Source organism: Lentzea sp. NPDC005914, assembly GCF_040629405.1.
In the GTDB taxonomy this organism is placed as follows: domain Bacteria; phylum Actinomycetota; class Actinomycetes; order Mycobacteriales; family Pseudonocardiaceae; genus Lentzea.
Genome location: NZ_JBEXVQ010000016.1, coordinates 167,001 through 188,459, shown reverse-complemented (window position 1 = coordinate 188,459; position 21,459 = coordinate 167,001). Strand labels below are relative to the sequence as shown.

General features: G+C 69.5%; 15 protein-coding genes. 11 read left to right on the top strand and 4 right to left on the bottom strand.

Annotated elements, in window-relative coordinates:
• Positions 1–8 precede the first annotated feature (8 nt).
• The 4 genes from ABZ345_RS23660 to ABZ345_RS23645 form a co-directional block, all read right to left on the bottom strand.
• On the bottom strand, positions 9–1,118 hold the full coding sequence (locus tag ABZ345_RS23660) for a hypothetical protein (RefSeq protein WP_359852500.1): 1,110 nt from the start codon (positions 1,116–1,118) through the stop codon (positions 9–11).
• Positions 1,119–1,284: 166 nt separating this feature from the next.
• The gene (locus ABZ345_RS23655; protein WP_359852498.1) at positions 1,285–2,034 is read right to left on the bottom strand and encodes a maleylpyruvate isomerase family mycothiol-dependent enzyme; all 750 of its coding nucleotides are present in this window, start codon (positions 2,032–2,034) and stop codon (positions 1,285–1,287) included.
• A 12-nt stretch (positions 2,035–2,046) separates the two neighbouring features.
• Entirely contained in the window at positions 2,047–5,619 is a 3,573-nt protein-coding gene (locus ABZ345_RS23650) for a cytochrome P450 (protein ID WP_359852495.1), read from the bottom strand.
• 274 nt (positions 5,620–5,893) lie between these two features.
• A complete protein-coding gene (locus ABZ345_RS23645; protein WP_359852492.1) occupies positions 5,894–7,609 on the bottom strand; it encodes a fatty acyl-AMP ligase in 1,716 nt (571 codons plus the stop codon).
• Positions 7,610–8,081: 472 nt separating this feature from the next.
• On the opposite strand from ABZ345_RS23645, the gene ABZ345_RS23640 reads away from it, so the two are divergent.
• The 11 genes from ABZ345_RS23640 (at position 8,082) to ABZ345_RS23590 (ending at position 21,400) form a co-directional block, all read left to right on the top strand.
• Complete coding sequence (locus ABZ345_RS23640; protein WP_359852489.1) at positions 8,082–9,917, top strand: polyketide synthase dehydratase domain-containing protein; 1,836 nt, start codon at positions 8,082–8,084, stop codon at positions 9,915–9,917.
• Between the two features lie 447 nt (positions 9,918–10,364).
• A complete protein-coding gene (locus tag ABZ345_RS23635; RefSeq protein ID WP_359852486.1) occupies positions 10,365–10,652 on the top strand; it encodes a hypothetical protein in 288 nt (95 codons plus the stop codon).
• A gap of 323 nt (positions 10,653–10,975) precedes the next feature.
• The gene (locus tag ABZ345_RS23630; RefSeq protein WP_359852483.1) at positions 10,976–11,884 is read left to right on the top strand and encodes a LytTR family DNA-binding domain-containing protein; all 909 of its coding nucleotides are present in this window, start codon (positions 10,976–10,978) and stop codon (positions 11,882–11,884) included.
• Positions 11,881–12,270, top strand: coding sequence for a hypothetical protein (locus ABZ345_RS23625; protein WP_359852480.1), 390 nt, complete (start codon positions 11,881–11,883; stop codon positions 12,268–12,270). The genes ABZ345_RS23630 and ABZ345_RS23625 overlap by 4 nt, the downstream gene beginning before the upstream one ends.
• Complete coding sequence (locus ABZ345_RS23620; protein WP_359852478.1) at positions 12,267–14,009, top strand: cation acetate symporter; 1,743 nt, start codon at positions 12,267–12,269, stop codon at positions 14,007–14,009. Before ABZ345_RS23625 ends, ABZ345_RS23620 begins: the two co-directional genes overlap by 4 nt.
• Before the next feature lie 10 nt (positions 14,010–14,019).
• A complete protein-coding gene (locus tag ABZ345_RS23615; RefSeq protein ID WP_359852475.1) occupies positions 14,020–15,195 on the top strand; it encodes a histidine kinase in 1,176 nt (391 codons plus the stop codon).
• A gap of 80 nt (positions 15,196–15,275) precedes the next feature.
• Positions 15,276–15,920, top strand: coding sequence for a hypothetical protein (locus ABZ345_RS23610; RefSeq protein ID WP_359852472.1), 645 nt, complete (start codon positions 15,276–15,278; stop codon positions 15,918–15,920).
• 95 nt (positions 15,921–16,015) lie between these two features.
• Positions 16,016–17,794, top strand: a complete 1,779-nt coding sequence (locus ABZ345_RS23605) for a S8/S53 family peptidase (protein ID WP_359852470.1) — start codon at positions 16,016–16,018, stop codon at positions 17,792–17,794.
• 7 nt (positions 17,795–17,801) lie between these two features.
• Positions 17,802–18,392 carry a sigma-70 family RNA polymerase sigma factor gene (locus ABZ345_RS23600; RefSeq protein WP_359852468.1) on the top strand — a complete coding sequence of 197 codons (591 nt, stop codon included), beginning with the start codon at positions 17,802–17,804 and terminating at the stop codon, positions 18,390–18,392.
• On the top strand, positions 18,389–18,859 hold the full coding sequence (locus ABZ345_RS23595; protein WP_359852465.1) for a hypothetical protein: 471 nt from the start codon (positions 18,389–18,391) through the stop codon (positions 18,857–18,859). The genes ABZ345_RS23600 and ABZ345_RS23595 overlap by 4 nt, the downstream gene beginning before the upstream one ends.
• A gap of 3 nt (positions 18,860–18,862) precedes the next feature.
• A complete protein-coding gene (locus tag ABZ345_RS23590; protein ID WP_359852462.1) occupies positions 18,863–21,400 on the top strand; it encodes a CHAT domain-containing tetratricopeptide repeat protein in 2,538 nt (845 codons plus the stop codon).
• Positions 21,401–21,459 lie beyond the last annotated feature (59 nt).

Genomic DNA, 21,459 nt, shown 5'->3' with positions numbered 1-21,459 from the left:
TCAGCGGTTCACCAGGCGCTGGGCCTCTTCAGGGCTGATCGGCAGGTACACGTCGTCGGACTTGCCCCTGTTGATGTCGTCCAGTGTGAAGGTGCAGGTCCACTCACCGTCGTGGTGGACCCGCTCGCCGAGGATGCCCCCGGCCTCGGTGCGGACGATCCGGCGGGCGTTCGAGAGGTCCTGCGCGGAGACCCGGTCCGGGAAGATCGCGAAGTACCAGTGCTCGCTCTCCCACTCGGTACCGCGGCGCCACCGCCGTACCGCGTCGGCCATCCGGAACGCCGCCTCCCCCGGTGTCCAGCCCGGCAGGAACTCCCGCACTCGCAGGCCGGGCTCGTCCGCGACCCGGACAGCAGGTCCGACGGCCCCCACACCAGGTCACGGGTGAACGCCTCCTCCCGCTCCCCGTCGACCTGGACGATCGCGAACGGCACGTCCTGTCCCTCGTCCGCGGTCAGCACGTGGTAGCACCGGGGCTCTGACCGCCGCGAGAGGATCTCCCCGGCTTCCACCGGCGAGATCGGCAGGACGCGGTAGAACGGGTAGAAGTCGCGCGGGACGTCGTCGAGCATGCTCGATCGGACCCATCCGCTGTGCCCGACGCAGACCTCCTCGCCCGCCTCGGTCCGCCTGATCACGCTGGAGAGCCGCTGCGGATCGAAGTGGACCCCGGGCCACAAGGTGAAGTGCTCGGGCCCGCCACGGACACGCTGCCGGTCCGAGCGCACCCCGATCTCGATCGCGGCCCGCGGGTCGGACGCCGCCCCCTGGTTCGGGAACTCCTCGACGCGCAGGTCCTCTCGCCCGAGCAGATCCGAGGGCTCCCAGCGCAGGTCGCGGGTGAACGCCTCCTCCGCCGACGGGATCTTCCTGACCACGGCGTACGGGTAGTCACGGTCGTCGTGCACGACGAACCACAACGGCGACGCGACCGTCCACTTGAGACGCTCCAGCTCCTCCTCGCCGATGGGGAGGTGGACCTGCCCCCGCAGGTCGCGTTGTTCCGCGCGCCAGACGTTGTCGCGACCGAGCCACTCCTCGGCCCCGTCCCGCCGGCGCATCACCGCGGTCACGTTGCACAGCTCGTCGACCCGGTAGGACGTCGAAAGCACCGCCACGCACGGCAGCCCGGCTCGGGCCGGGCGAGCAGGCTGGACTCGACCCATTCACCCGCGCTGGTGAACCTCTCCTCCGTGCTCCGATCGGTCCGGACCAGAACACGCGGAGCCGAGCCGTCGCCGACTACGTAGTACCCCAACCAGATCCCCCCAGATCGTCGGTGTCCTAGGCAGGTTCCCAGGCGATGAGCCGGTCGATCACCCGCGGGTCGCCGTCGAGCTTCAGCTCGCCCGGTTCGGCGCGACCGTAGAACCACAGCACGAAGTCGCTCGCCGAGGTGGTGGCGGACGTGTCGGCCTCACCGTCGACAGGGCCGATGCGGGCGCCGTCCGCGTCGAACCGGATGCTCCAGGAAGGGCCCTCGGTGAGGTGGTACTGGAGAGTGGCGGGCTCGTGCGGCCACGCATAGGTCGTGGCGACGCAGGTGTGCAGGAACTCGTCCACGCCGTCGACCGCGACCTCTTCGGGCAGCGGCTGCGGATCGCCCACGGTGACCTGGGCGTCGTAGGTGTGGACCGCGAGCTCCTGGACCTGGTGCCGGGCAACGGCGCCACAGGTGCGCGGCGACTGCGAGTTGACCCAGCCCACCCAGCATCCGCGGTCCGGGCCCGCCTCCCGCAGCGCGTCCAGCAGCTGCCGCGTCGACTCGGCCAGCCAGGCGTCCAGGGCCTCGCGCTCGCGCGGCGCGGTGGCCGTCACCTTGGCCTTGGCCGTGGCGTCCGGTCCCGCGGCGACGGTGGCGGCCCAGACGCGGCGTCCCCCGCCGATGTGCTGGGCCAGGTCGTACAGCGTCCAGTCCGGACAGGTCGGCACCTGCGCGTCGAGGCTGGGAGCGGAGGAGACGGCGTGGCGGAAGGCGGTCGACCGTTCGTCGATGAGCCGCAGCAGATCGGGGAAACCCAGAGCGTTGTGCACGGCGGATGTCTATCACCCGCCGACGAGCAGGCGCAGTTCTTTTAAGCCGCGCAACGCCGGGTCGGGCCGGAACTCCGGCGTGCCCGCGTCCGGATCCAGCTTGAGGTCCGGGAACCGCTGGGCCAGCATCGGGAACATCACCTGGCCTTCGAGCCGGCCGAGGAACGCGCCGATGCAGTAGTGGATGCCCGCGCCGAACGTGAGGTGTGTGACGGCCGACTCCCTGGTGAGGTCGAGGGTGTCCGGGTCGGTGTAGCGGGCGGGGTCGCGGTTGGCGGCACCGAGCACCGGGAACAGCAGCTCGCCCGCCCTGATCTTCCTGCCGCCGACCTCCATGTCCTCGCTCGCCAGCTGCGGGGTGATGATCGGCGCGGGCGAGTCGTAGCGCAGCAGTTCCTCGGCGGCCGTGGTGGCCACGGACTCCGTGCGCAGGAGCTCGTACTGGGCAGGGTTGCGCAGCAGAGCGAGCACGCCGTTGCCGAGGTAGTTCGCAGTCGTCTCCAGGCCGGCGTTGATCAGCGAGACGATGTTGACGACCAGCTCGTCATCGCTGTCCCACTCGCCGCGCTCGCCGAACAGGTCCGCGTCGGATGCCTTGAGCTGCTCGGAGATCAGGTCGTCCGCGGGGCGCCGGCGTCGTTCGCCGATCAGGTCCCGCAGGTAGGTCATGAGTGAGTCCATCGCGGCGGACGAGGTGTGCGCGACGGCGATGGGGTCGGTGCCGTACTGGCCCTCCCCCAGCGTTTTCATGACGTCGGTGCCCCACCGCGTGAGCTGCTGCTGGTCTTCTCGTGGCACGCCAACGAGATCCATGACCACGCGGGCCGGGAACGGGTAGGCGACCTCGGCCAGGAAGTCGCCGCCGGTGAAGCCGTCGAGCAGCTCGCGGCAGGTTCGCTCGACCTCGGTCCTGCGCTGTTCCACGGCGCGCGGGGTGAAGCTGCGGTTCATCAGCTTGCGCAGCCGGGTGTGCGACGGGCGGTTGCTGAAGGGCAGCGACGAGTCCAGGCGGCGGATGAACGGGTTCATCTTTTCGAGGACGTCGTGGGGCAGCCGGGCCATCAGCGTTGCGGTGGATGGGCGGACAACGGTCGTGCGGCGCAGTACATCAGTGACGTCCGCGTGCTTCGTGAGCACCCAACCGTCGAGCGCGTCGTCGTAGTAGACCGGCGCGAGGTCCCGCAACAGCGCGTAGAACGGGTACGGGTCGGCGAGGAAGTCCGGGTGCATCGGGTTGATGTGGATGGACGACTCGACGTGCGCGGCGGGTGGTGGTGGAGGCGGCGGCACCTGTGCGACGGCGTCGCGGACGGCTTCCGCGAGTGTGGTCAGCGCGGGCGGTACGAGCATGTTGAAGTGGTCGCCCGGCACCGTCACGACGTCGAACTCGCGCATCGCGACGGTTTCCCAGCCGTTCGCCGGTGAGTCGAAGAACAGCTCGACGTGCCGGTCGTCCTTGAGCACCTGGGGAAAACCGCCGGTGGCCTTGATCAGCGTGACCCTGAGGTCGCTCGCCTGCGGCTCGTACCGCACGAGCGCCTCGACCTGGGCCTGGTAGACGCCCATGATCGTGGCGATGTGCTCCTCGACCGGCCTCGTGCCGGACGCGCCGAGGAACTTGCCGAGCTGCTCTCGTTGCTCCTGCGGCGTCAGCGACTGGTCGACCCGCCGGCGCGGGGCGCCGTCGTCCTGGAACGCGTGCTGCCGGATCGTCCACAGCTCCTCGATGACCGCGCGCTCGTCCCACGGCGGTTCGAGCTGGCCCGGCACGGCGGGGTACGCGTCGATCATGATGACCCGCGCCACCTCGTCGCCTCGTTGCCGGAGCTGCCGGCCGATCTCGTAGCTGACGACGCCGCCGAACGAGTGCCCGCCGACGAGGTACGGCCCGTACGGCTGGATCTGCTTGATCTCCTGGACGTAGCGGGCGGCGAGCTCCTCGACGTCGTCGATCGGTTCCTCGGTGCCGTCGAAGCCGGGCCCCTGCAACCCGTAGAACGGCTGCCCCTGCCCGACCGCGCGGGCCAGCGGCAGCAGGTAGTACGCCGCCCCGACCGCGCCGCCGATGCAGAAGAACGGCCGCGGCGTGGTCAGCGCGAGAGCGAGGGAGCTCTCCGCCTGCGGAACATCTTGGCGCGCAAGGTGTTCCGCGACCGCGTCCACTGTGGGCAGTTCGAGGAACAGCGTGTGCGGCACCCGGAAGCCGAGCCAGTCCGACAGCTCGCTCTGCAGTGTCGCGACCGACAGCGACTCCAGGCCGAGCGAGGCGAGCGGCGCCTGCGCGGAGATCGCCGGCACCTGGAGTTCCGCGGCGATGTGCTTGACCAGCCACTCGCGGATCGTCTGCGCGGTCGTGACCGCACGGGTGCCCGTTGGGGCGTGGAAGTGCTGGGCGACCAGGTCTTCCGCGTACGCGATGGTGCACTCGACCAGTTCGAACGCGGGCAGGCTGCCGACGTGGAACGTGTTGAGCTCCCCCTGCAGGGCCTCGACGCGGTCGAGGATGCCGTTCTCGAGGTCCTCTGAACCGAAGTGCGGCAGGAACTTCCAGTCCTTCCGCACGTACGGCGCCCTGAGGTCGCCGCCCAACGCGCGGACGTCTTCTGTGAACGCGTCGTTGTCCGCCCCGTACGCGTAGCATGCGTAGACGTCGCTGTCCTCGTAGCGGTGGTGGAACGACACCACCTTGGCCGGCTGCGTGACCAGCGAGAACGCCTCGCGCGGCAACCCGTCCGCCGCGCACATCATCGTGCGGTAGTCGAGGTATCGCACGCGTGCCGCGATGTCGCGTTCCTCGGGGGTCGCGTCGAGTGCCGGGATCTGGTCGACCGGCACGGTGAGCACGAGCGCGTCGGCCTCGATCCACTCCCCTGCCCCGATCCGGTCCCCTGCCTTGACCCGCACGCCGCCGGCGTTGCGCGTGATCTGCTCGATGTGGACGTTGAGCCGGACGTCGAGGTCCTGCGCGACCTTCTGCCAGAGCGTGCCGAAGCCGCCCTTGATCGTGAAGCTGCCCGCGTGCCCGAGGAGGTCCCGCGTGCTCGACAGGAGCCCGGTCATCTCGGCGTACTTCAGGAAGTACAGGGCGGGGATCTCGTCGAGGTCGCCGTAGCCCGCGGCCGTGTAGCCGGTGCCGAACGACTCGGCCATGGCCTGCAGGCCGTGCTCGTGCAGCCACTGCCGGGCCGGCGTGCTGAGCGCCCTGGCCGAGTGCGCGAGGCCGGGTTCGCCGAGGCGCGGGAACTCGGCGTCGCGGATGCTCGTGTAGCGCTGGAAGTTCTCGTAGGTGAAGAACGCCGAGCTCTGCGGCCGCGACTCGCCGGCGGCCGCGTCGAAGATCCGGTGCGGCGTGGTCGGCTCGGTGTCGAGGCCGAGCTCGGTCGCCAGCGCCGCGAGCCTTTGGTACTTCGTGGTGCAGACGTGGCCGCCGAGGTCGAACGCGTGGCCGCCGATGTCGACCGACGCGCACTTGCCGCCGACCTCGCCGCCGCGTTCGAGGACGATCGCGCGGTGGCCGGCCCGGTCGAGGGCGCGGGCCGTGGTGAGGCCGCTGACGCCCGCGCCGATGACGATGACGGTCTTCATGTCAGACCCGCTCACTAAGCTTGAAATTGGGGGTACCCGGCCAGACTCGTGTGTGTGGTGCGCGGCCATACGCCGCCACCAGCCCGAGCACACCCACGCACTTCGCGCGGTGACCGAGCGCCTGGACGTTCGCGGTCGCCATGTCAGACCCGCCCACTACGCTCGAATTTGGGGGTACCCGGCCAGACTCGTGTGTGTGGTGCGCGGCCATACGCCGCCGTCAGCCCGAGCACTCCCACGCGCCTCTCGCGGCGACCGAACTCCTGCGCGGCCCTCACGCCCGGCCCTCCAGGAACGCCTGACGACAAGCCCGCCGCCGCACCTTCCCGCTCGTCGTCTTCAGCACCAGCCCCTGCGGCCGCACCACCACCTCGTCGACCGCGAGCCCGTGCGTCTCGAACACGCGCCGCCGCACCGCCTCCGCGATCTCCGCCCGCTCGGCCTCCGGGGCCTTCTTCGCGCGTGTCTCCACGAACAGCACGAGCCGCTCCCCGTCCTCCCGCGGCACACCGAACGCCACCACCCCGCCCGGCCGGATGCCGGCGTGGCAGTCGCGCACGGCGTCCTCGACGTCCTGCGGATAGTGGTTGCGGCCGTTGATGATGATCACGTCCTTGAGCCGCCCGGTGATGAACAGCTCGCCGTCGGCGAAGAAGCCGAGGTCGCCGGTCCGCAGATACTCGCGCTCGTCGCCCGGCACCTGGGCCTTGAACGCCCGCCGCGTCTCCTCCGCTAGCCCGAAGTACCCGGCGGCCTTCGTCCCCGACGTCACCCAGACCTCGCCGACCCGGTCGGGAGCGCAGACCAGCGACGTCGAAGGGTCGACGATCAGCGCGTGCGCCGAGGGCTTGGTGATCCGCCCGCACCCCACGACAGGCAGGCCGTCCAGCGACTGCCGCACCTCGCCGCGTTGCAGCGCCGCGCGATCCAGGCGCAGCACCGACTGGCCACCCATCGACACGCTGACCGTGTGCTCGGCGAGCCCGTAGGCCGGGTAGAACGACGAGCGGCGCAGGCCGGACGAGGCGAAGGCGGCGTAGAAGGCGTCCACAGTGGACAGGCGGATCGGCTCGGCGGCGGACATCACCACGCGCAGGGCACTCAAGTCCCACGAAGCGCGCTGCTCGGCAGAAGTCTTGCGGACGGCCAGTTCGAAGGCGAAGTTCGGGGCCGCGGTGTGCGTGGCGCGGACCCGGGACATCACGTCGAACCACAGGGCCGGGCGGTGCAGGAACGACAGCGGCGACATCAGGTACGTGTGCGAGTTGCCGGTCAGGGTGCTCATGATGACGCTGATCAGGCCGAGGTCGTGGTACTGCGGGAGCCAGAACGCGCCCACGGTGTCGTCGCCGAGGCCCAGGTCGCGGGCGTTGGCGGTCACTTCGCAGGCCAGGTTGGCGTGGGTGAGCACGACGCCCTTGGGCGCGGCGGTCGAACCGGAGGTGTACTGGAGCAGCGCCGGGTCGTCCGGAGACTCCTGGTGCCACTCGGTCTCAGCGGGGCGGACGCGGTCGCTGCGGTGCCAGCGCAGGCGTGGCCACTCCGATTTGCCGCGGTCGAAGAAGCCCGTGACGGCGCCGACGGTGCGAGCGCGTTCGTAGGCGCTGTTGGTCAGCACGGCCAGAGGGGCACAACTGTCCACGATGGACTGGAAGCCCGCGAGGTCGTGGCCCAGCCGCATCGGGTTCGGCGGGTAGACCGGCACCGGGACGACGCCCGCGGCGAAGCAGCCGAGCAGGGCGCGCACGAAGTCCGGGCCCGGCGGGTAGACCAGCACCGCGCGGTCGCCGGGGCGGAACCCCCAGCCGCGCAGGGCGGCGGCGATGGACGAGGCGGCTTCACCCGCGCCGGCGGCGGTGATGGTCTCCTCATCGCGGCCGCGCTCGTCGACGAACGTGAACAACAAGCGTTCGGGAGAGCGTTTCCACAATGCCTGAAACGCGGAGACAACGGTGCCGGCGGCGTGGTCGAGCGAGGCGCTGGTTTTCATCGTGATACCCGATCTGACCGCAGAGACCTTTCAGCCGCAGGACCGTAGCAACGCCCACGTGGACTACGGAACCCTCCGGTACCCGAAGATGCGCCAATCCCTGTCACGAGAAGACAACTCACTGACTCGAACAGTCCACCAACATTCCCTATTTGTTCCTTCCGTCGAATGCCGCCAACACCGCGTCGATTTCCGCGAAAGATGCCTTGACCAGCACAAACTAGTCCATCGGTCACTCGAATAGAGCAACAATAACAGTTCGTTTGCTCACAAATGCAAGTGCTCGGCAAACCCTGTTGAGACACGGTCACGCCTAAGCCGTCAACAGCGGAGAAGTTTCCAAATGAGACAACGGGACGACCGCAAACGTGCGCGGATTGCGCTGTTCGTGTGACGAGACACGCACCCTGTCGATGCCCATTCCCGTTGCGGTACCGTCGCCGGACACAAAGCCGAGGAATGAGGTGGGCACGTGCTGCTGGAACTCGTGTCCGCGCGGACAGGACGACCGGCCGCAGTTCTCACCGAGGACCTCTATCTCGCCACTGATCTGCGCCTCGACTCGCTGGCCCGCGTCGAATTGCTCGCCGCGCTGCGGGTCCGAGTCCCAGGTCTGCCGGAGATCACCATCGAGGACCTGCTCGGCTTCCGCACGCTCGGCGAGCTGCGGGCCGCGGTCGAGGGCCGCCCGCACAGGACCCGTCACGTCCGGACCATGAAACCGAGTCCGGCTCCCGGACTGCGGACGGCCGACCTGCGCGGCACGCTCGTGATCACCGACGACGGCCGCGGCACGGCGCAGCAGGTCCAGGCAGGCCTTGCCGCACAAGGGATCGCCGCCACCGTGGTCGACGAGGTCCCGTACGGCGCGACGGGCGTGATCTTCCTCGGCGGCCTGCGCGACGACGTCACCCACGTCCACGCCGAGGCCCTGCACGCCGCGCGCGAGGAGCGCCGGCTCTTCGTCACGGTGCAGGACACCGGTGGCGACTTCGGCCAGAGCGGGACGACCCAGAGCGGGACCACACGGAGCGGGACGGCACAGAGCGGGACGACACGGGAGCAGGCGGCCGGGCTGCAAGGCCTGGCCCGGCACCTCAAGACCGAGTGGCCGGACAGCACGATCCGCGCCCTCGACGTCCCCCGCGGCCCGCACACCGCCCAGCACATCACCACCGAGCTCCTGCACGGCGGCGCGACCGAAGCGGCGGGGTATCCGCAGGGCCGCCACGAGCTGGTCACCGAACCGAAGCAGCTCCCGGACCCCGACGGCACGACCCACAACGTCCTCGTCGCGACCGGCGGCTCACCCGTGCTCATCGCACTCGCGAGAGGGCTACGGCCGAAGATCGTGCTCCTCGGCCCCGAGGCTGTCGAAGCGAAGATGAAACGCGCGATCCTCAACCACACCAACGACTTCCGCGTGACGCACCTGGACAACCTCGACGCCGTGCGAGGCGAGTGGGGCCCGATCACCGGGATCGTGCACGACGCCCGCTCAACCCCGCACACAGCTCTCGAAGCCGTCCTCGAAGCCACCGCGGCCGACCCGGTCGCCAAGGTCTGCGTCGTGCTGGCCTCCCCCGGCGACCGCACCCAGGCGATGGCCAACGAGACCCTCATGTGTCTCGCGGCCGCACACGGCTGGTCCACTCTCACGTCAGACGACGACGCACTGGTCCGTGAGTTCACGGCAAAGGGCGCGCTGCAACTGGTTCCGGAGCCCGCGCACCACGACTTCCGCGCCGAGGTCTGGCCCAGTCCCCTCACCGACGAGTCCCACTCCCCGATCTCCTGGATGATCGAGTGGTTCGTCGCCGCGTCGGGCGCGACCGCGTTGCGTGAGGTCTCGCTGCTGCGCGATCCCGGCACCGGAACCGGCCCGATCACCGTGCGCGGTCACGGAAAGCGGCTCGCACTCGTCTCGAATGTCACGCACGGCCGGGCCAGAATCGCCGAGCCAGGTCCGCCGAATCCCCCAGAAACAGCCTCGGCCGTCACTGTCCGTGGCGCCCGGCACCTCGGCTGGCCGCTGGAGCACAGCCGCACCGACCCGGCCGCGACGGATGAGTGCCTGCGTCTGGCCGCGATCTGGGCGCGCGAGGAGTTCGGCGGCACCGCGGTCGTGACGAACGTGAGCGAGGTCAGGGTGCACCGCACCGGACTTCTTTCCACTCCCGGAAAGGTCACGATGTCCGCCGGGAGAGTGCACGACGGGCAGGCCGAGTGCGACGTTCTGCTCAGCGACGCGGACGGCTCGGCGCGGCTGGAGCTGCTCGGCGTGCGGATGCTGCGCCATCCCCGCTGAGACAGTGCCGGTCCGCGCGGGAGAACGGTTCGAAAATCCTGTATGAACCCGAACGACTGAACTCTCGACACCATCGCCCACACCGGCGGCACCGCACTGCAGCAAAAGAGTTAATACAAGTGACGAGAAGTCCCTCGACCGGGAACTCAATGCGGTGATTGATGCGACCCAGGACACACCGATTCGGCCCAACACCCCGAGCGCCACCTGGCCTACCAGGCACGTAGAACCGACACCGCGTCGACCGGTGCCGACCGAACGTCGAAACCCGTTCATTTCAGCGGCCCGCCATAAGAGTGCACCAGTTGAGACGAGCACCAATTGAGACAGAATGCGCGCTCGATTGACCGGGTGGTCCTGCTGGGGCAACATCATTGCGCTGGACCACATAGGTCGAGATATGGTGTTGCTCAGTGGGGGTAATTGTCTCCCCGACGGGAGGATTCCGTGGACCCGGCACTGGACGCATTGCGCGACCGGCTGGCGGAGATCATCGCGTCACCGCCGGACAACACCGAAGAGCTCGTCGACACCCTGAGCGGCCTCGCCAAGCTGTCGAACCAGTGGTCCGAGGCGATCCAGGCGCTGCGCGCGCCCACCCGCAGACTCATCGGACCGGCCGCGGCCGCGTCGGTGAGCGTCGCCGCCCGCCGCGCCGAGGAGTCGTTCATCGAGCTGGAGATCACGCTCGGTGACGCCCTGGCCGCCCAGCCCCGCGCGCTCCGCCAGACCTGACCGGACCCGCGCGCTCCGTGAGCCTGACCAGGTAGCTGCACGCTGCGTTATAGCGGTTTCCGTCTCCCATCCGAGACACACCCGTTCGGAGGGTTTCCGCACCTCCGCCACCTGGCGGATGATGCGCCCGATCGGGCTTTTCAGGGGTGAGGGGGGCGAGGCATGCGCACGGTGTGCAATCGGACCCCCGCGGCGGGTCACCCTCCGTGAGCGGGCATGATCGCGTATCCGACGCCCTCGGCTCACCAGGCGCGCGATGACCGAGCGTGGTCTAATCGCCGCCACGTGAGGATCGGCCGTACACAGTTTGGACTCGATCTCGAATGACCTCAGGTCTGCCCTGCCCCGTCTGCGAGGGGCCGGATCGACGTGGCAGCCTCGAGCGCTCCCTCCGGGTGCTCGCCGTCGACGACGAGGCACCCGCGCTGGAAGACCTCGTGTACCTGTTGCGCTCCGATCCGCGCATCGCACACGTAGAAGCGGTCACCGACGCCACGAAGGCGCTTCGGGTGCTGCACCGCGCGATGGACGCCGGGCAGCCGTTGGACGCGGTGTTCCTCGACATCCGCATGCCGGGCCTCGACGGTCTCGACCTCGCCCGCGTGCTCTCCCGGTTCGCGCAGCCGCCGCCCGTCGTGTTCGTGACGGCGCACCAGCAGCCCGCGGTGGAGGCGTTCGAGCTCAAGGCTCTCGACTACCTGCTCAAGCCCGTGCGCGCGGAACGGCTCGCGGAGTCCGTGCACCGCATCGTGCACGAGGTCTGGGACTCCAAGACTCCCACCGAACCCGTGCCGGCCGCTCCCGCGCAGCCCTCGAACACCACGCCGCCGGAGATGGGTGACGAGGTCATCCCCGTCGAACTCGGTGGCGTCACGCGATTCATCCGCCTCGCCGACATCCGGTACGTGGAGGCGCACGGCGACTACGCCCGCCTGCACACCGCGACCGGCAGCGGCCTGGTGCGCGCGGCGCTGAACGGTCTCGAAGAACGCTGGCGCAGCGCGGGATTCGTCCGCATCCACCGCAGCCACCTGGTGTCGCTCGGCCACATCGACGAGCTGCGGCTGGAGGACGGCCACCTCAGCGTCACGATCGGCGGCGCGGTGCTGCCGGTCAGCCGCCGGCACGCTCGCCACCTGCGCCAGCTGCTGGTGCGGCGCGCCCGCCCGGCCCCGGTGTCCGGTGCGACGCCCGCCGGTGTCGTGCAACCGAGAAACGGGCTCGGGTCATGACCACGCCACCACCGCAACGGCCGACCCAGCGTGTGGTGGTGACGAGCCCGCGCACGAGGGCACCGCGCGCCCGCCGTCCGTACTCGGGCACGCGCGAGATCAATGAGCAGAGCGAGCTCGGCGCCGTCTACATGCGCACGCTGATCCGCGCGCAACGGCGGCTGGGCCTGTCGGTCTGCCTGGTGGTGTGCGCTTCGCTGGGCGTCCTGCCGCTGCTGTTCTCGATCGAACCGGAGCTGGGCAAGGCGCGGGTGCTCGGGCTCGGGCTGCCGTGGTTCCTGCTGTGCGTGGCGACGTTCCCGATGCTCCTGCTGGCGGGCTGGTTCTACGTGCGGCAGGCCGAACGCAGTGAACGCGAGTTCGCGGAGCTGGTCGAACGTCCATGACGAGTGGATACGCCATCGTGGCGGTGCTGGTCGTCGCACTCGGCACGATCCTGATCGGCACCTACGGACTGCGCGTTTCCCGCACCACGTCCGACTTCTACGTCGCGTCGCGCACGGTCTCCCCGTGGTGGAACGCTTCCGCGATCGGCGGCGAGTACCTGTCCGCCGCGTCGTTCGTCGGCATCGCGGGACTGATCTTCGCCTACGGGCCCGACATGCTCTGGTTCCCGGTCGGCTACACGGCCGGATACCTGGTGCTGCTGACGATGGTCGCGGCGCCGCTGCGGCGTTCCGGCGCCTACACGTTGCCGGACTTCGCCGAGGCCCGCTACCGCTCACGGGTGGTGCGCGCGGTCGCGTCGATCCTGGCGCTGGCGATCGGCTGGCTCTACCTGCTGCCGCAGCTGGAAGGCGCCGGCCTGACGCTGAACACCGTGACGGGCGCGCCGGACTGGGTGGGCGCGCTGATCGTCACGGTCGTCGTCACGGCGAACGTGATGTCCGGCGGGATGCGGTCGATCACGTTCGTGCAGGCGTTCCAGTACTGGCTCAAGCTGACCGCGATCACCGTGCCGATCGTGTTCCTGATCGTCGTCTGGCAGGTGCACGGCGCGCAGTCGCTGACGAAGCCGGAGTTCCCGCAGTTCCCGCAGGACACCGTGGTCAAGTTCCACAAGGAGACCACGGTCCACGTCGAGCAGTCCATCTTCATCAGCGGCAGCGGCCAGATCGACGGCCTGCACATCGAGAACGCCGGGCTCACGCTGTCCGACGGCTACCACCGCATCGGGCTGGGGTCGGAGTTCACGTTCCCCCAGGGCGCGCCCGTCCCGCATCTGTCCACAATGGGCCACAACACCAACGCGTCGTGGGCCCTGCCAGAGTCCGGTGGCGCGAAGTTCCCGTTGTACGGCGCGTACTCGCTCATCATCGCGACGTTCCTGGGCACCATGGGCCTGCCGCACGTGATCGTGCGCTTCTACACCAACCCGAACGGCACCGCCGCGCGCCGCACCACGTTGATCGTGCTGGGCCTGCTGTCGGTCTTCTACCTGATGCCCCCGATGTACGGCGCTCTCGGCCGCCTCTACACCCCCGAGTTGCTGATGACCGGGCAGACGGACGCCGTCGTGCTAGTGCTGCCGACGCGGATGATCGAGGGCATCGGCGGCCAGCTGCTCGGCGCTCTCGTCGCCGGTGGCGCGTTCGCGGCGTTCCTGTCGACGTCGTCGGGCCTCGTCGTCTCCCTGGCGGGCGTGCTGTCGCAGGACGTGCTGCGGCTCGGCGGGGTGCGCGGCTTCCGGATCTCCACGGTGCTCGCGGGCATCGTGCCGCTCGCGATGACGTTCGTGTCGACCGGCATGCCCGTGGCGGACATGGTCGGCCTGGCCTTCGCCGTGGCCGCCTCCTCCCTGTGCCCCTTGCTGATGCTGGGAATCTGGTCGACCCGCATCACGACCGTCGGCGCCATCGCGGGCATGCTCGCGGGCGGCGTCCCGGCGCTGACCGCGGGCCTGGTCACGATGTTCACCGACACCGGCGACTCCTGGTACGAGGTGCTGCTCTCGCGCCCCGCCGCGTGGACCGTGCCACTCGGCTTCGCGGTCATGTACGTCGTCTCCCTGCTCACCCCGCGGCACGTGCCACCGGGCGTGCAGCGCACGATGGTCAAGCTCCACGCACCCGAGAACCTCGGGCTGGACGGCTCCGGGCCTTCGTCGTCCGACGAGCGAAGCTAGGTGATGTGACATGCAGGACTTCCTCACCGCCGCCGCGATCCTGATCGTGGGCGGAGCGGCCGTGCTCGTCCTGTGGCGGGGCACGCGCAACAAACAGTCGCTCTCGACCGAGGCCCAGCGCGTCACCTACGAAACACTGCACACGGCCTGGTCCGCCGCCCCGCCTCTGCGCGCCGGCCTGGTGCCGGACGCCGCCAAGAAGTCCGCGCGCCACCTCCGCACCTTGCTGGACACGCCTGCGCTGGCGTTGACCGACGAGACGGAAGTCGTTGCGTGGGAAGGCGTCTCCGACCACCACGCGGCCGAGGCCATGACCCAGGCCGAGGACGTCTTCCTGACCGGCCGCACCCAGGCGTTCGACATCGGCTGCACCGAACCGAACTGCCCGATCAACTGCGCGGTCGTCGCCCCTCTGACGGTGGAAGGGCGCGTCGTCGGAACTCTCGCCGCCTACTCGCGCGAGGCGTCGGCGGGACTTGTGCGGGCTACCAACCAGGTCGCGCGGTGGGCTGCCGGTCAGTTGGAGCTCGCCGAGCTCGACCGGTCGCGGACTCGGTTGGTGGAGGCGGAGGTGCGTGCCCTGCGTGCGCAGATCTCGCCGCACTTCATCTACAACTCGTTGTCCGCCATCGCTTCCTACGTGCGCACCAACCCGGAGCGCGCGCGGACTCTGTTGCTGGACTTCGCGGACTTCACCCGTTATTCCTTCCGGCGGCACGGTGACTTCACGACTTTGGCCGAGGAGTTGCGGTCCATCGACCAATACCTGGCCTTGGAACGGGCCCGGTTCGGTGAGCGGCTGAAGGTGACCTTGCAGGTGGCGCCCGAGGTGTTGCCGGTGACGGTGCCGTTCCTGTGTTTGCAGCCGTTGGTGGAGAACGCGGTGCGGCACGGGATGGAGGGCAAGGTCGAGCCCGGGCACATCCAGATCCACGCCAACGACGGTGGCGCCGAAGCTCAGATCACCATCGAGGACGACGGCATCGGGATGGATCCCGAGAAGTTGCGGCGGACGCTGGCCGGGCAGGTGGACGAGTCGGCGGGGATCGGGCTCGGGAACATCGACGAGCGGTTGCGGCGGGTGTACGGCGACGAGTACGGGCTCGTGGTGGAGACGGCGTGCGGGCTCGGCACGAAGATCACCGTGCGCGTCCCGAAGTACCACGCGGGCATCAACGGCATGTAGGCCTATTTCGCTTCCTCGTCCACCCGGCTTCGCGTAACGTCGCGATCTTCGCCCTGAGCGGAGTCCTGTTAGGTCACGCGATGGACGACCTCGCCGCGGCACTCCTCCGGCTGCCCCACGCCTTCCCCGACGATCCCGGCCCGGCAGCCGACCCGTTCACGCTGAAAGATCGGTTCGAGACCTTCATCTGGTACGGCTCCGGTGGGTTCGACGACTTCGACCACGACGAGCACATGCGAATCTGGACGCCGCGCATCCTGCGGCTGCTCACCAGCGGCCAGTTGAGGTACTCGGAGGCCCAGGCCGCCGACCGGTTCCGGGAAGCCGGGTGGCCCGAGTGGCCGCCGGCTCGACGCACCGCGGTCGAGGACGTGTTGCGGGCGTGGTGGACGGCGACGATCACCGAGCACCCCAGCCCGGTCCCCGTGACCGACGTTCTCGCCGTCGTCAGTTATCTGAGCGGCGATGTGGAGCTGTGGCTGTCCACGTGGTCTGCCACCAGCGGAGTCGCGGCGGCCCGCCAGCTCAGCGACCTGCTCCGCAGCCACGTGCCCTGGTCCCGCTTCATGCACGACTTCGACGGGGAAGCCGCCGAGGACGCCCTCTGGCACTGGCTGCGGCGACACGGCGTCGACCTTCTCGCGGCCCTGCCACCAGGAGCGGCGCAGGACGCCGCGCTCGCGGAACTGGCGGAGCGGGAGAGCATGGGGCCCTGGTGGCTGTGACCGCCCGGCCCGCGGTGAGCATGTGATCCACCACCGTTTTCTTTTCGTTACTCGGCAACGGTATTTCGTTCACGGGCGCCGGTCCCTGGACAGGCATGGCTGATGACATCCGCTACTTCGGACCACCACCCGCGATGTCCGACCCGCACCAGGCGGAAGGGGTGCCGCGGAAGCGCAGACCAGACCCTCGGCCCGCGAGGATGCCGGTCCAGCGCGCTGTCGGGCTCGCGTCCGTACCGGACGAGGTTCTGCTGAGACACAACGCCAGAGTCCTCGACGCGAAGACCGCACCCGGCCTCCCGAACTTCCCCGCTCCTCTGCCCACCATCTACCTCGCCACCGAGCTGCTGATGCCGGTGTCCCGGCGCGAGAGCCTGCCGAACTACAACGCCGTGCTGAAACAGGTGGGCATGGCGATCGCCGAACCCCGGGACGAGAAAGACCGCATCATCAGCAACGAGTTCTTCGTCAAGGCCGTGTTGACCGCGAGCAACCCCAAGAAGCCTGCTGTCGTCGACGCATGGCTGGCGTTGCAGACGTTGCGGGCCGCGGTGGTGGATCCGCTGGTGGAGCCGGATCCACGACCGGCCCCCGGGGAGGAGCCGGTCCCGACGCTCAAGCCGCAGGAGATGGAAGGCGTCGGGCTGAACCATCTCATGATCGGAACGGCGATGGGCGGCCTCGGTGGAGCGTCCGGCGTCCTGCAAGGTGTGCCTGGTGCCGTCAACGGCGGTCCGTTCAGCGGCGGTAGCACCGGCGGTGACGACCTCGGTTACTGGCGGCGGCCCGTCATGCTGGAGATTCCGCGACCCGCCAGGATGACCGACGCCAAGGTCATAGAAGCGGGCAAGCGACGGCCGGTGATCGCGGTGCTGGACACCGGAATCGCCCCGAACACGTGGCTGGGCACGCCGTCCGACGACCCTTCGAACTTCGTCGTCGTCGACGAGGTCCTGCAGAACGACATCGACGTCAACAACCCCGACGAGGCTCCAGGCGGTTCGGCCGACGATCCCTACACCACCGAGCCGCTCGTCGGCGAACTGAGCACGCACGCCGGCCACGCCACCTTCATCATGGGACTCATCCAGCAGGTCGCACCAAACGCCACGGTCATGTCGATCAGGGTCATGTACAACGACGGCATCGCCAGCTCGGGCGTCATCGCCTATGCGCTCGGAAAGTTGCGCGAGCGGGTGGAAATCGCGCAAAGAGGCACCACTCCCGAGGCGAAGGCGAGAACGATCGACATCGTGTCGCTCTCCCTCGGCAACTACATCGAGGGCGACTTCGGCCCCACCGAACTGGCGGTGTTGACCAAGGCCATCGATGATCTTCGCAAACTCGGTGTGATCGTGGTGGCGTCCGCGGGAAACTTCGCCAGCAGCCGCCGGTTCTTCCCCGCCGCGCTCGCCGGCCGCACCGGAGGCCAGAACCCGGATCCCGAACCGGACGCACCTCCCGTGATCAGCGTCGGTGCGCTGAACCCGAACCGCACCAAGACTTTGTTCAGCAACGACAACAACAAAGACGACACGTGGGTGACCTGCTGGGGGCGTGGAGCGGCGCTCATCAGCACGTTCCCCGAGAAGACCAACGCGGCCAGGGGTGTGGCGTTCCGGGTGGAAAAGCCCATCACGTGGCCGGAAGGCGTGCCTCCAGAGGATCCGATCAACTTCCGCGAGTCGCTCGAAAGCGACGACTACACGAGCGGTTTTGCCATGTGGAGTGGAACTTCCTTCGCCACACCGCTGGTAGTCGGTAAACTCGCACAATCGTTGTTCGACAACAAGGAAAGCACCGAATGCGAGCCTGCCAACACCATCGAGCGGGCGAAGAAGGCGATCAAGGATCTCGGCGGCGAGAAAACGTAGGTCTGCCATGGCCAAGAGTGAAGCTACCGCGCCAAGGGACACGTTCCAGGAGCGCCGGAACCGCGTCGCCGAGCTGTTCCTCGAGGTGCGGGCCGGCAACCGCGACCGGCTGGACGAGCTGGTCGCGACGCTGACTCCGGTGCTGTGGCAGGTGGCTCGCGCCCAGGGGCTGGATCGGGCGAGCAGCCAGGACGTCGTGCAGATGACCTGGCTGCACTTCCTCAAGGACATCGAGCGCATCCACACTCCCGCCGCCGTGGTGGGGTGGCTCGTGACGACGACCAAGCGCGAGGCGTGGCGGATGCGGCGCGCCGAGACGAACACTGAGCCGGTCGAGGGGTTCGACAAGGCGGACGAGGCGGCCACGCCGGAGGAGGCGGTGGTGCTCGGCGACGAGCATCGGCGGCTTTGGGAGGCGGTGGGCACGTTGTCGCGGCGGTGCCAGGAGTTGTTGCGTGTCGTGGCGTTCGTGCCGCGGCCCAGCTACGTCGAACTGGCCGGGCGGCTCGGCATGCCCGTCGGTGGGGTGGGGCCCACCCGCGGGCGGTGCCTGGCGCAACTGCGGGCGACGCTGGCCGGTGACGGAGGATGGCCATGAGCGAAGGGGTTTCCGGCGCGGCGGAACCGTTGGACGACCAGGACTTCCGGCTGCTCGACGCTGTGCGCGAGGTCTACGAGCTGGTCGATCCGATGCCGGCGGACCTGCTGGACGACATCAGGTTCGAGATCGCCGTCCACGATCTCGGCATGGAGGTCGCCAGGGAGTCGCCGGGGCTGCTGGCCGTCGGCACGCGCGGCGAGGACGACAGGAGGCTGCTCGGGTTCGAGAGTCCCAGCGCGACGATCACCGTCGGGCTGCAGACCAGTGAGGGCGCGGTCAGGCTCGACGGATGGCTCGCCCCGCCGGGCACGCACGAGGTGGAACTCCGCACCCCGCAACGGAACTGGACGACCACGTCGGACGAGCGGGGGCGGTTCGTCCTCGACGAACTACCGCGCACGACGGCCTACCTGATCGTCCACGTCGGCCGCGTCTCGGTCACCACACCGACGATCGAGCTGTGACGCGTGGACGACCTCCCCAGACCGCTCAGCCCGGCGACCGTCGCCAGGGTGATGCTGATGCGGGAGACGGGCGCGGGGATCACCAACAGCGGCCGTCCCGCGGCGGGCAAGCGCAAGCTCCTGGCCGCGCTGAAGGTTCTCGGCTGGCCGGCACGAACGCTGCCGGGTGACGCGTGGCTGACCGGGCGGGTCCTGATCAGCCTCGCGTTCGCCGAGGCCGAGCGCGGCGACACCGACGCCGGGCTGCAGTTGCTGGCCGAGGCGGACGGCATCGTCGCGCACGAACATCGCGGCATCCTGCTGCAGAACCGCGGCACGATCCTCGAACGGGCCGGCCGCACCGACGAGGCACTGCCGGTGCTCGACGCGGCCGTTCCGCTGCTCACCGAGGCGGCGGACTGGTACAACCTGGCGTCGACGCTGCTCAACCGCGCCACGCTGCACCTCGGCGTCGGGCGGGTACACCCGGCGCGGGAAGATCTGCGGCGGTGCAGGGAGATCGCGCACAGGCACGGCTTCGAGCTGATCGAGGCCAAGGTCGACCACGATCTCGCGTACTGCCACCACCTCGTCGGCGACATCCCCCTGGCGTTGAGGACTTTCGACCTCGCCGCCCAGCGGTACGCGGTGCACGGGTCCGGCTATCTCGCGGTCGTCGCGATGGACAAGGCGAGAGCGTTGCTCGCGGCGGGCATGGCGAGCGCCGCCGAACGGGAGATGGCCACGGCGTTCGACCTGTTCGCACGCGACCGGCTCAGCGTCGACTACGCGTGGGCCGAACTGACCAGGGCCCAGGTCGCACTGGCACTCGGCGACCACCGCGCCTGCCGGACCTGGGCACAGCGGGCCGCGCGACGGTTCCGCGGCCACGGTGACGCGGCGTGGGCGGCACTGGCGGAGCTCACCACGGTCCGGGCCGAGCTGAGGTCGTCGCGCGACCCGAAACGGCTGGCGGTCAAGGCGGCACAGGTGGCGCAACGGTTGCGGGAACGGGGTTTGCGCAACGACGCGACGAGAGCGGACCTGCTCTCCGCACTCGCCCTGCTCGCCGCGAACGACGTCGACGGCGCGTGGTCCGCGGCGGCCGGCGTACGGCCGAGCCCCGGTGCACCACTGGAGGTCACGCTCCTGCGGCAGCTGGTCAACGCCGGCCTCAAAGCAGCTCGCGGAAGCCGCGCCCAGGCGTTCTCCCATCTGCGCCAAGGACTTGCCCGGCTGGACGAGCACCGCAGGCGGTTCGGCAGCCTCGAGATGAGGGTGGGCGCCTCCGCGCTGGGTGTCGAGCTGGCGCGGACGGGCCTGGACCTCGCGTTCGGCACCGGCACGGCACAGGTGTTCAGCTGGTCGGAACGCTGCCGCGCGCAGGCCTTTCGCGCCAGGCACGTGCGGCCTCCCGCCGACCAGGAGACCCGCGAGGAGCTGGCGGAGTTCCGGCAGCTCAGCCGGATCACCCGCGAGGCGGAGCTGCACGGTGTCCGCGATCCGCGGGCCGCGGCCAGACTCGGCCGGCTCGAACGGCGGCTGCGGGAACGCGAGTGGCAACGCGACGGAACGGGCGAGAGCACAGGCCAGGTGTCGCTGCCCGAGCTCCGCGACGAGCTCAAGGCGGGCAACCGCACGTTGATCAGCTTCATCGCCCGTGACGACCGGCTGACGGCGCTCGTGATCCGTGCCGGCAGGGCGAACCTGACCGAGCTGGGCTCCACGGCGGTCGTGCTGGAGACCACCCGCCGCCTGCTCAGCGACCTCGACGCGCTCGCGGGCTGGAAACTGCCCCCGCACGTCGAGAACGTCCTGCGCGAGTCCGCCGACTGGCACCTCAAGAAGCTGGAGGACCACCTCCTCACCCCGATCCAGGGGGAGCTCGACGAGGACGGCGTGGTCGTGGTGCCGTGCACCGGACTCGCGGCGATCCCGTGGGGCCTGCTACCGAGTCTTCGCGGCCGGGCGGTGTCGGTAGCGCCCTCCGCCACGACGTGGGTGAACGCCCATCGCACCAACCACACACCCGCCACGGACGCGTTGCTGGTCGCGGGCCCGCACCTGGAGCACGCCGAAACCGAGGTCAACGAACTGGCGCGGATCTACCCCGCCGGCGACAGGCTTCTGGGCGGGAGCGCGACCGTCCAGGCCACGCTGCGAGCGCTGGACGGAGCGGACATGGTGCACCTCGCCACCCACGGCCACCACGAGCCGGACAACGTGCTGTTCTCGTGCCTCGACCTGGCGGACGGGCCGTTGCTCGCCCACGACCTGCAGGACCTGGTGAAACCGCCCCGGCACGTGGTGCTGTCGGCGTGCGACGTCGGGCAGGCCGCCGTGCGCCCCGGCGACGAGATCCTCGGGATGACCGCCGCGATGCTGTACGTGGGCACCACGACCGTCGTCTCCAGCGTCGCACGCGTGCCCGACGATCTCGTGGTCCCGATCATGGCCGAGTACCACCGGGCGGTCGTCGCCGGGGCCGGACCGGCGCAGGCACTCGCCAGAACCTCCGCGGCGGACCTGCTCGTACCCCTGGTGTGCTTCGGCGCCGGATGACCGGTAAGCCCGCGATGAACGGTCACGAGTGCGATGAGCGGTAGTTGGTTAGCAACGCG

Bases quoted from the DNA above. Each gene is read 5' to 3' on its own strand.
- ABZ345_RS23600 (WP_359852468.1), top strand. From the start codon at position 17,802: ATGGCCAAGAGTGAAGCTACCGCGCCAAGGGACACGTTCCAGGAGCGC.
- ABZ345_RS23625 (WP_359852480.1), top strand. From the start codon at position 11,881: ATGACCACGCCACCACCGCAACGGCCGACCCAGCGTGTGGTGGTGACG.
- ABZ345_RS23605 (WP_359852470.1), top strand. From the start codon at position 16,016: ATGGCTGATGACATCCGCTACTTCGGACCACCACCCGCGATGTCCGAC.
- ABZ345_RS23615 (WP_359852475.1), top strand. From the start codon at position 14,020: ATGCAGGACTTCCTCACCGCCGCCGCGATCCTGATCGTGGGCGGAGCG.
- ABZ345_RS23610 (WP_359852472.1), top strand. From the start codon at position 15,276: ATGGACGACCTCGCCGCGGCACTCCTCCGGCTGCCCCACGCCTTCCCC.
- ABZ345_RS23645 (WP_359852492.1), bottom strand. From the start codon at position 7,609: ATGAAAACCAGCGCCTCGCTCGACCACGCCGCCGGCACCGTTGTCTCC.
- ABZ345_RS23650 (WP_359852495.1), bottom strand. From the start codon at position 5,619: ATGAAGACCGTCATCGTCATCGGCGCGGGCGTCAGCGGCCTCACCACG.
- ABZ345_RS23595 (WP_359852465.1), top strand. From the start codon at position 18,389: ATGAGCGAAGGGGTTTCCGGCGCGGCGGAACCGTTGGACGACCAGGAC.
- ABZ345_RS23620 (WP_359852478.1), top strand. From the start codon at position 12,267: ATGACGAGTGGATACGCCATCGTGGCGGTGCTGGTCGTCGCACTCGGC.
- ABZ345_RS23630 (WP_359852483.1), top strand. From the start codon at position 10,976: ATGACCTCAGGTCTGCCCTGCCCCGTCTGCGAGGGGCCGGATCGACGT.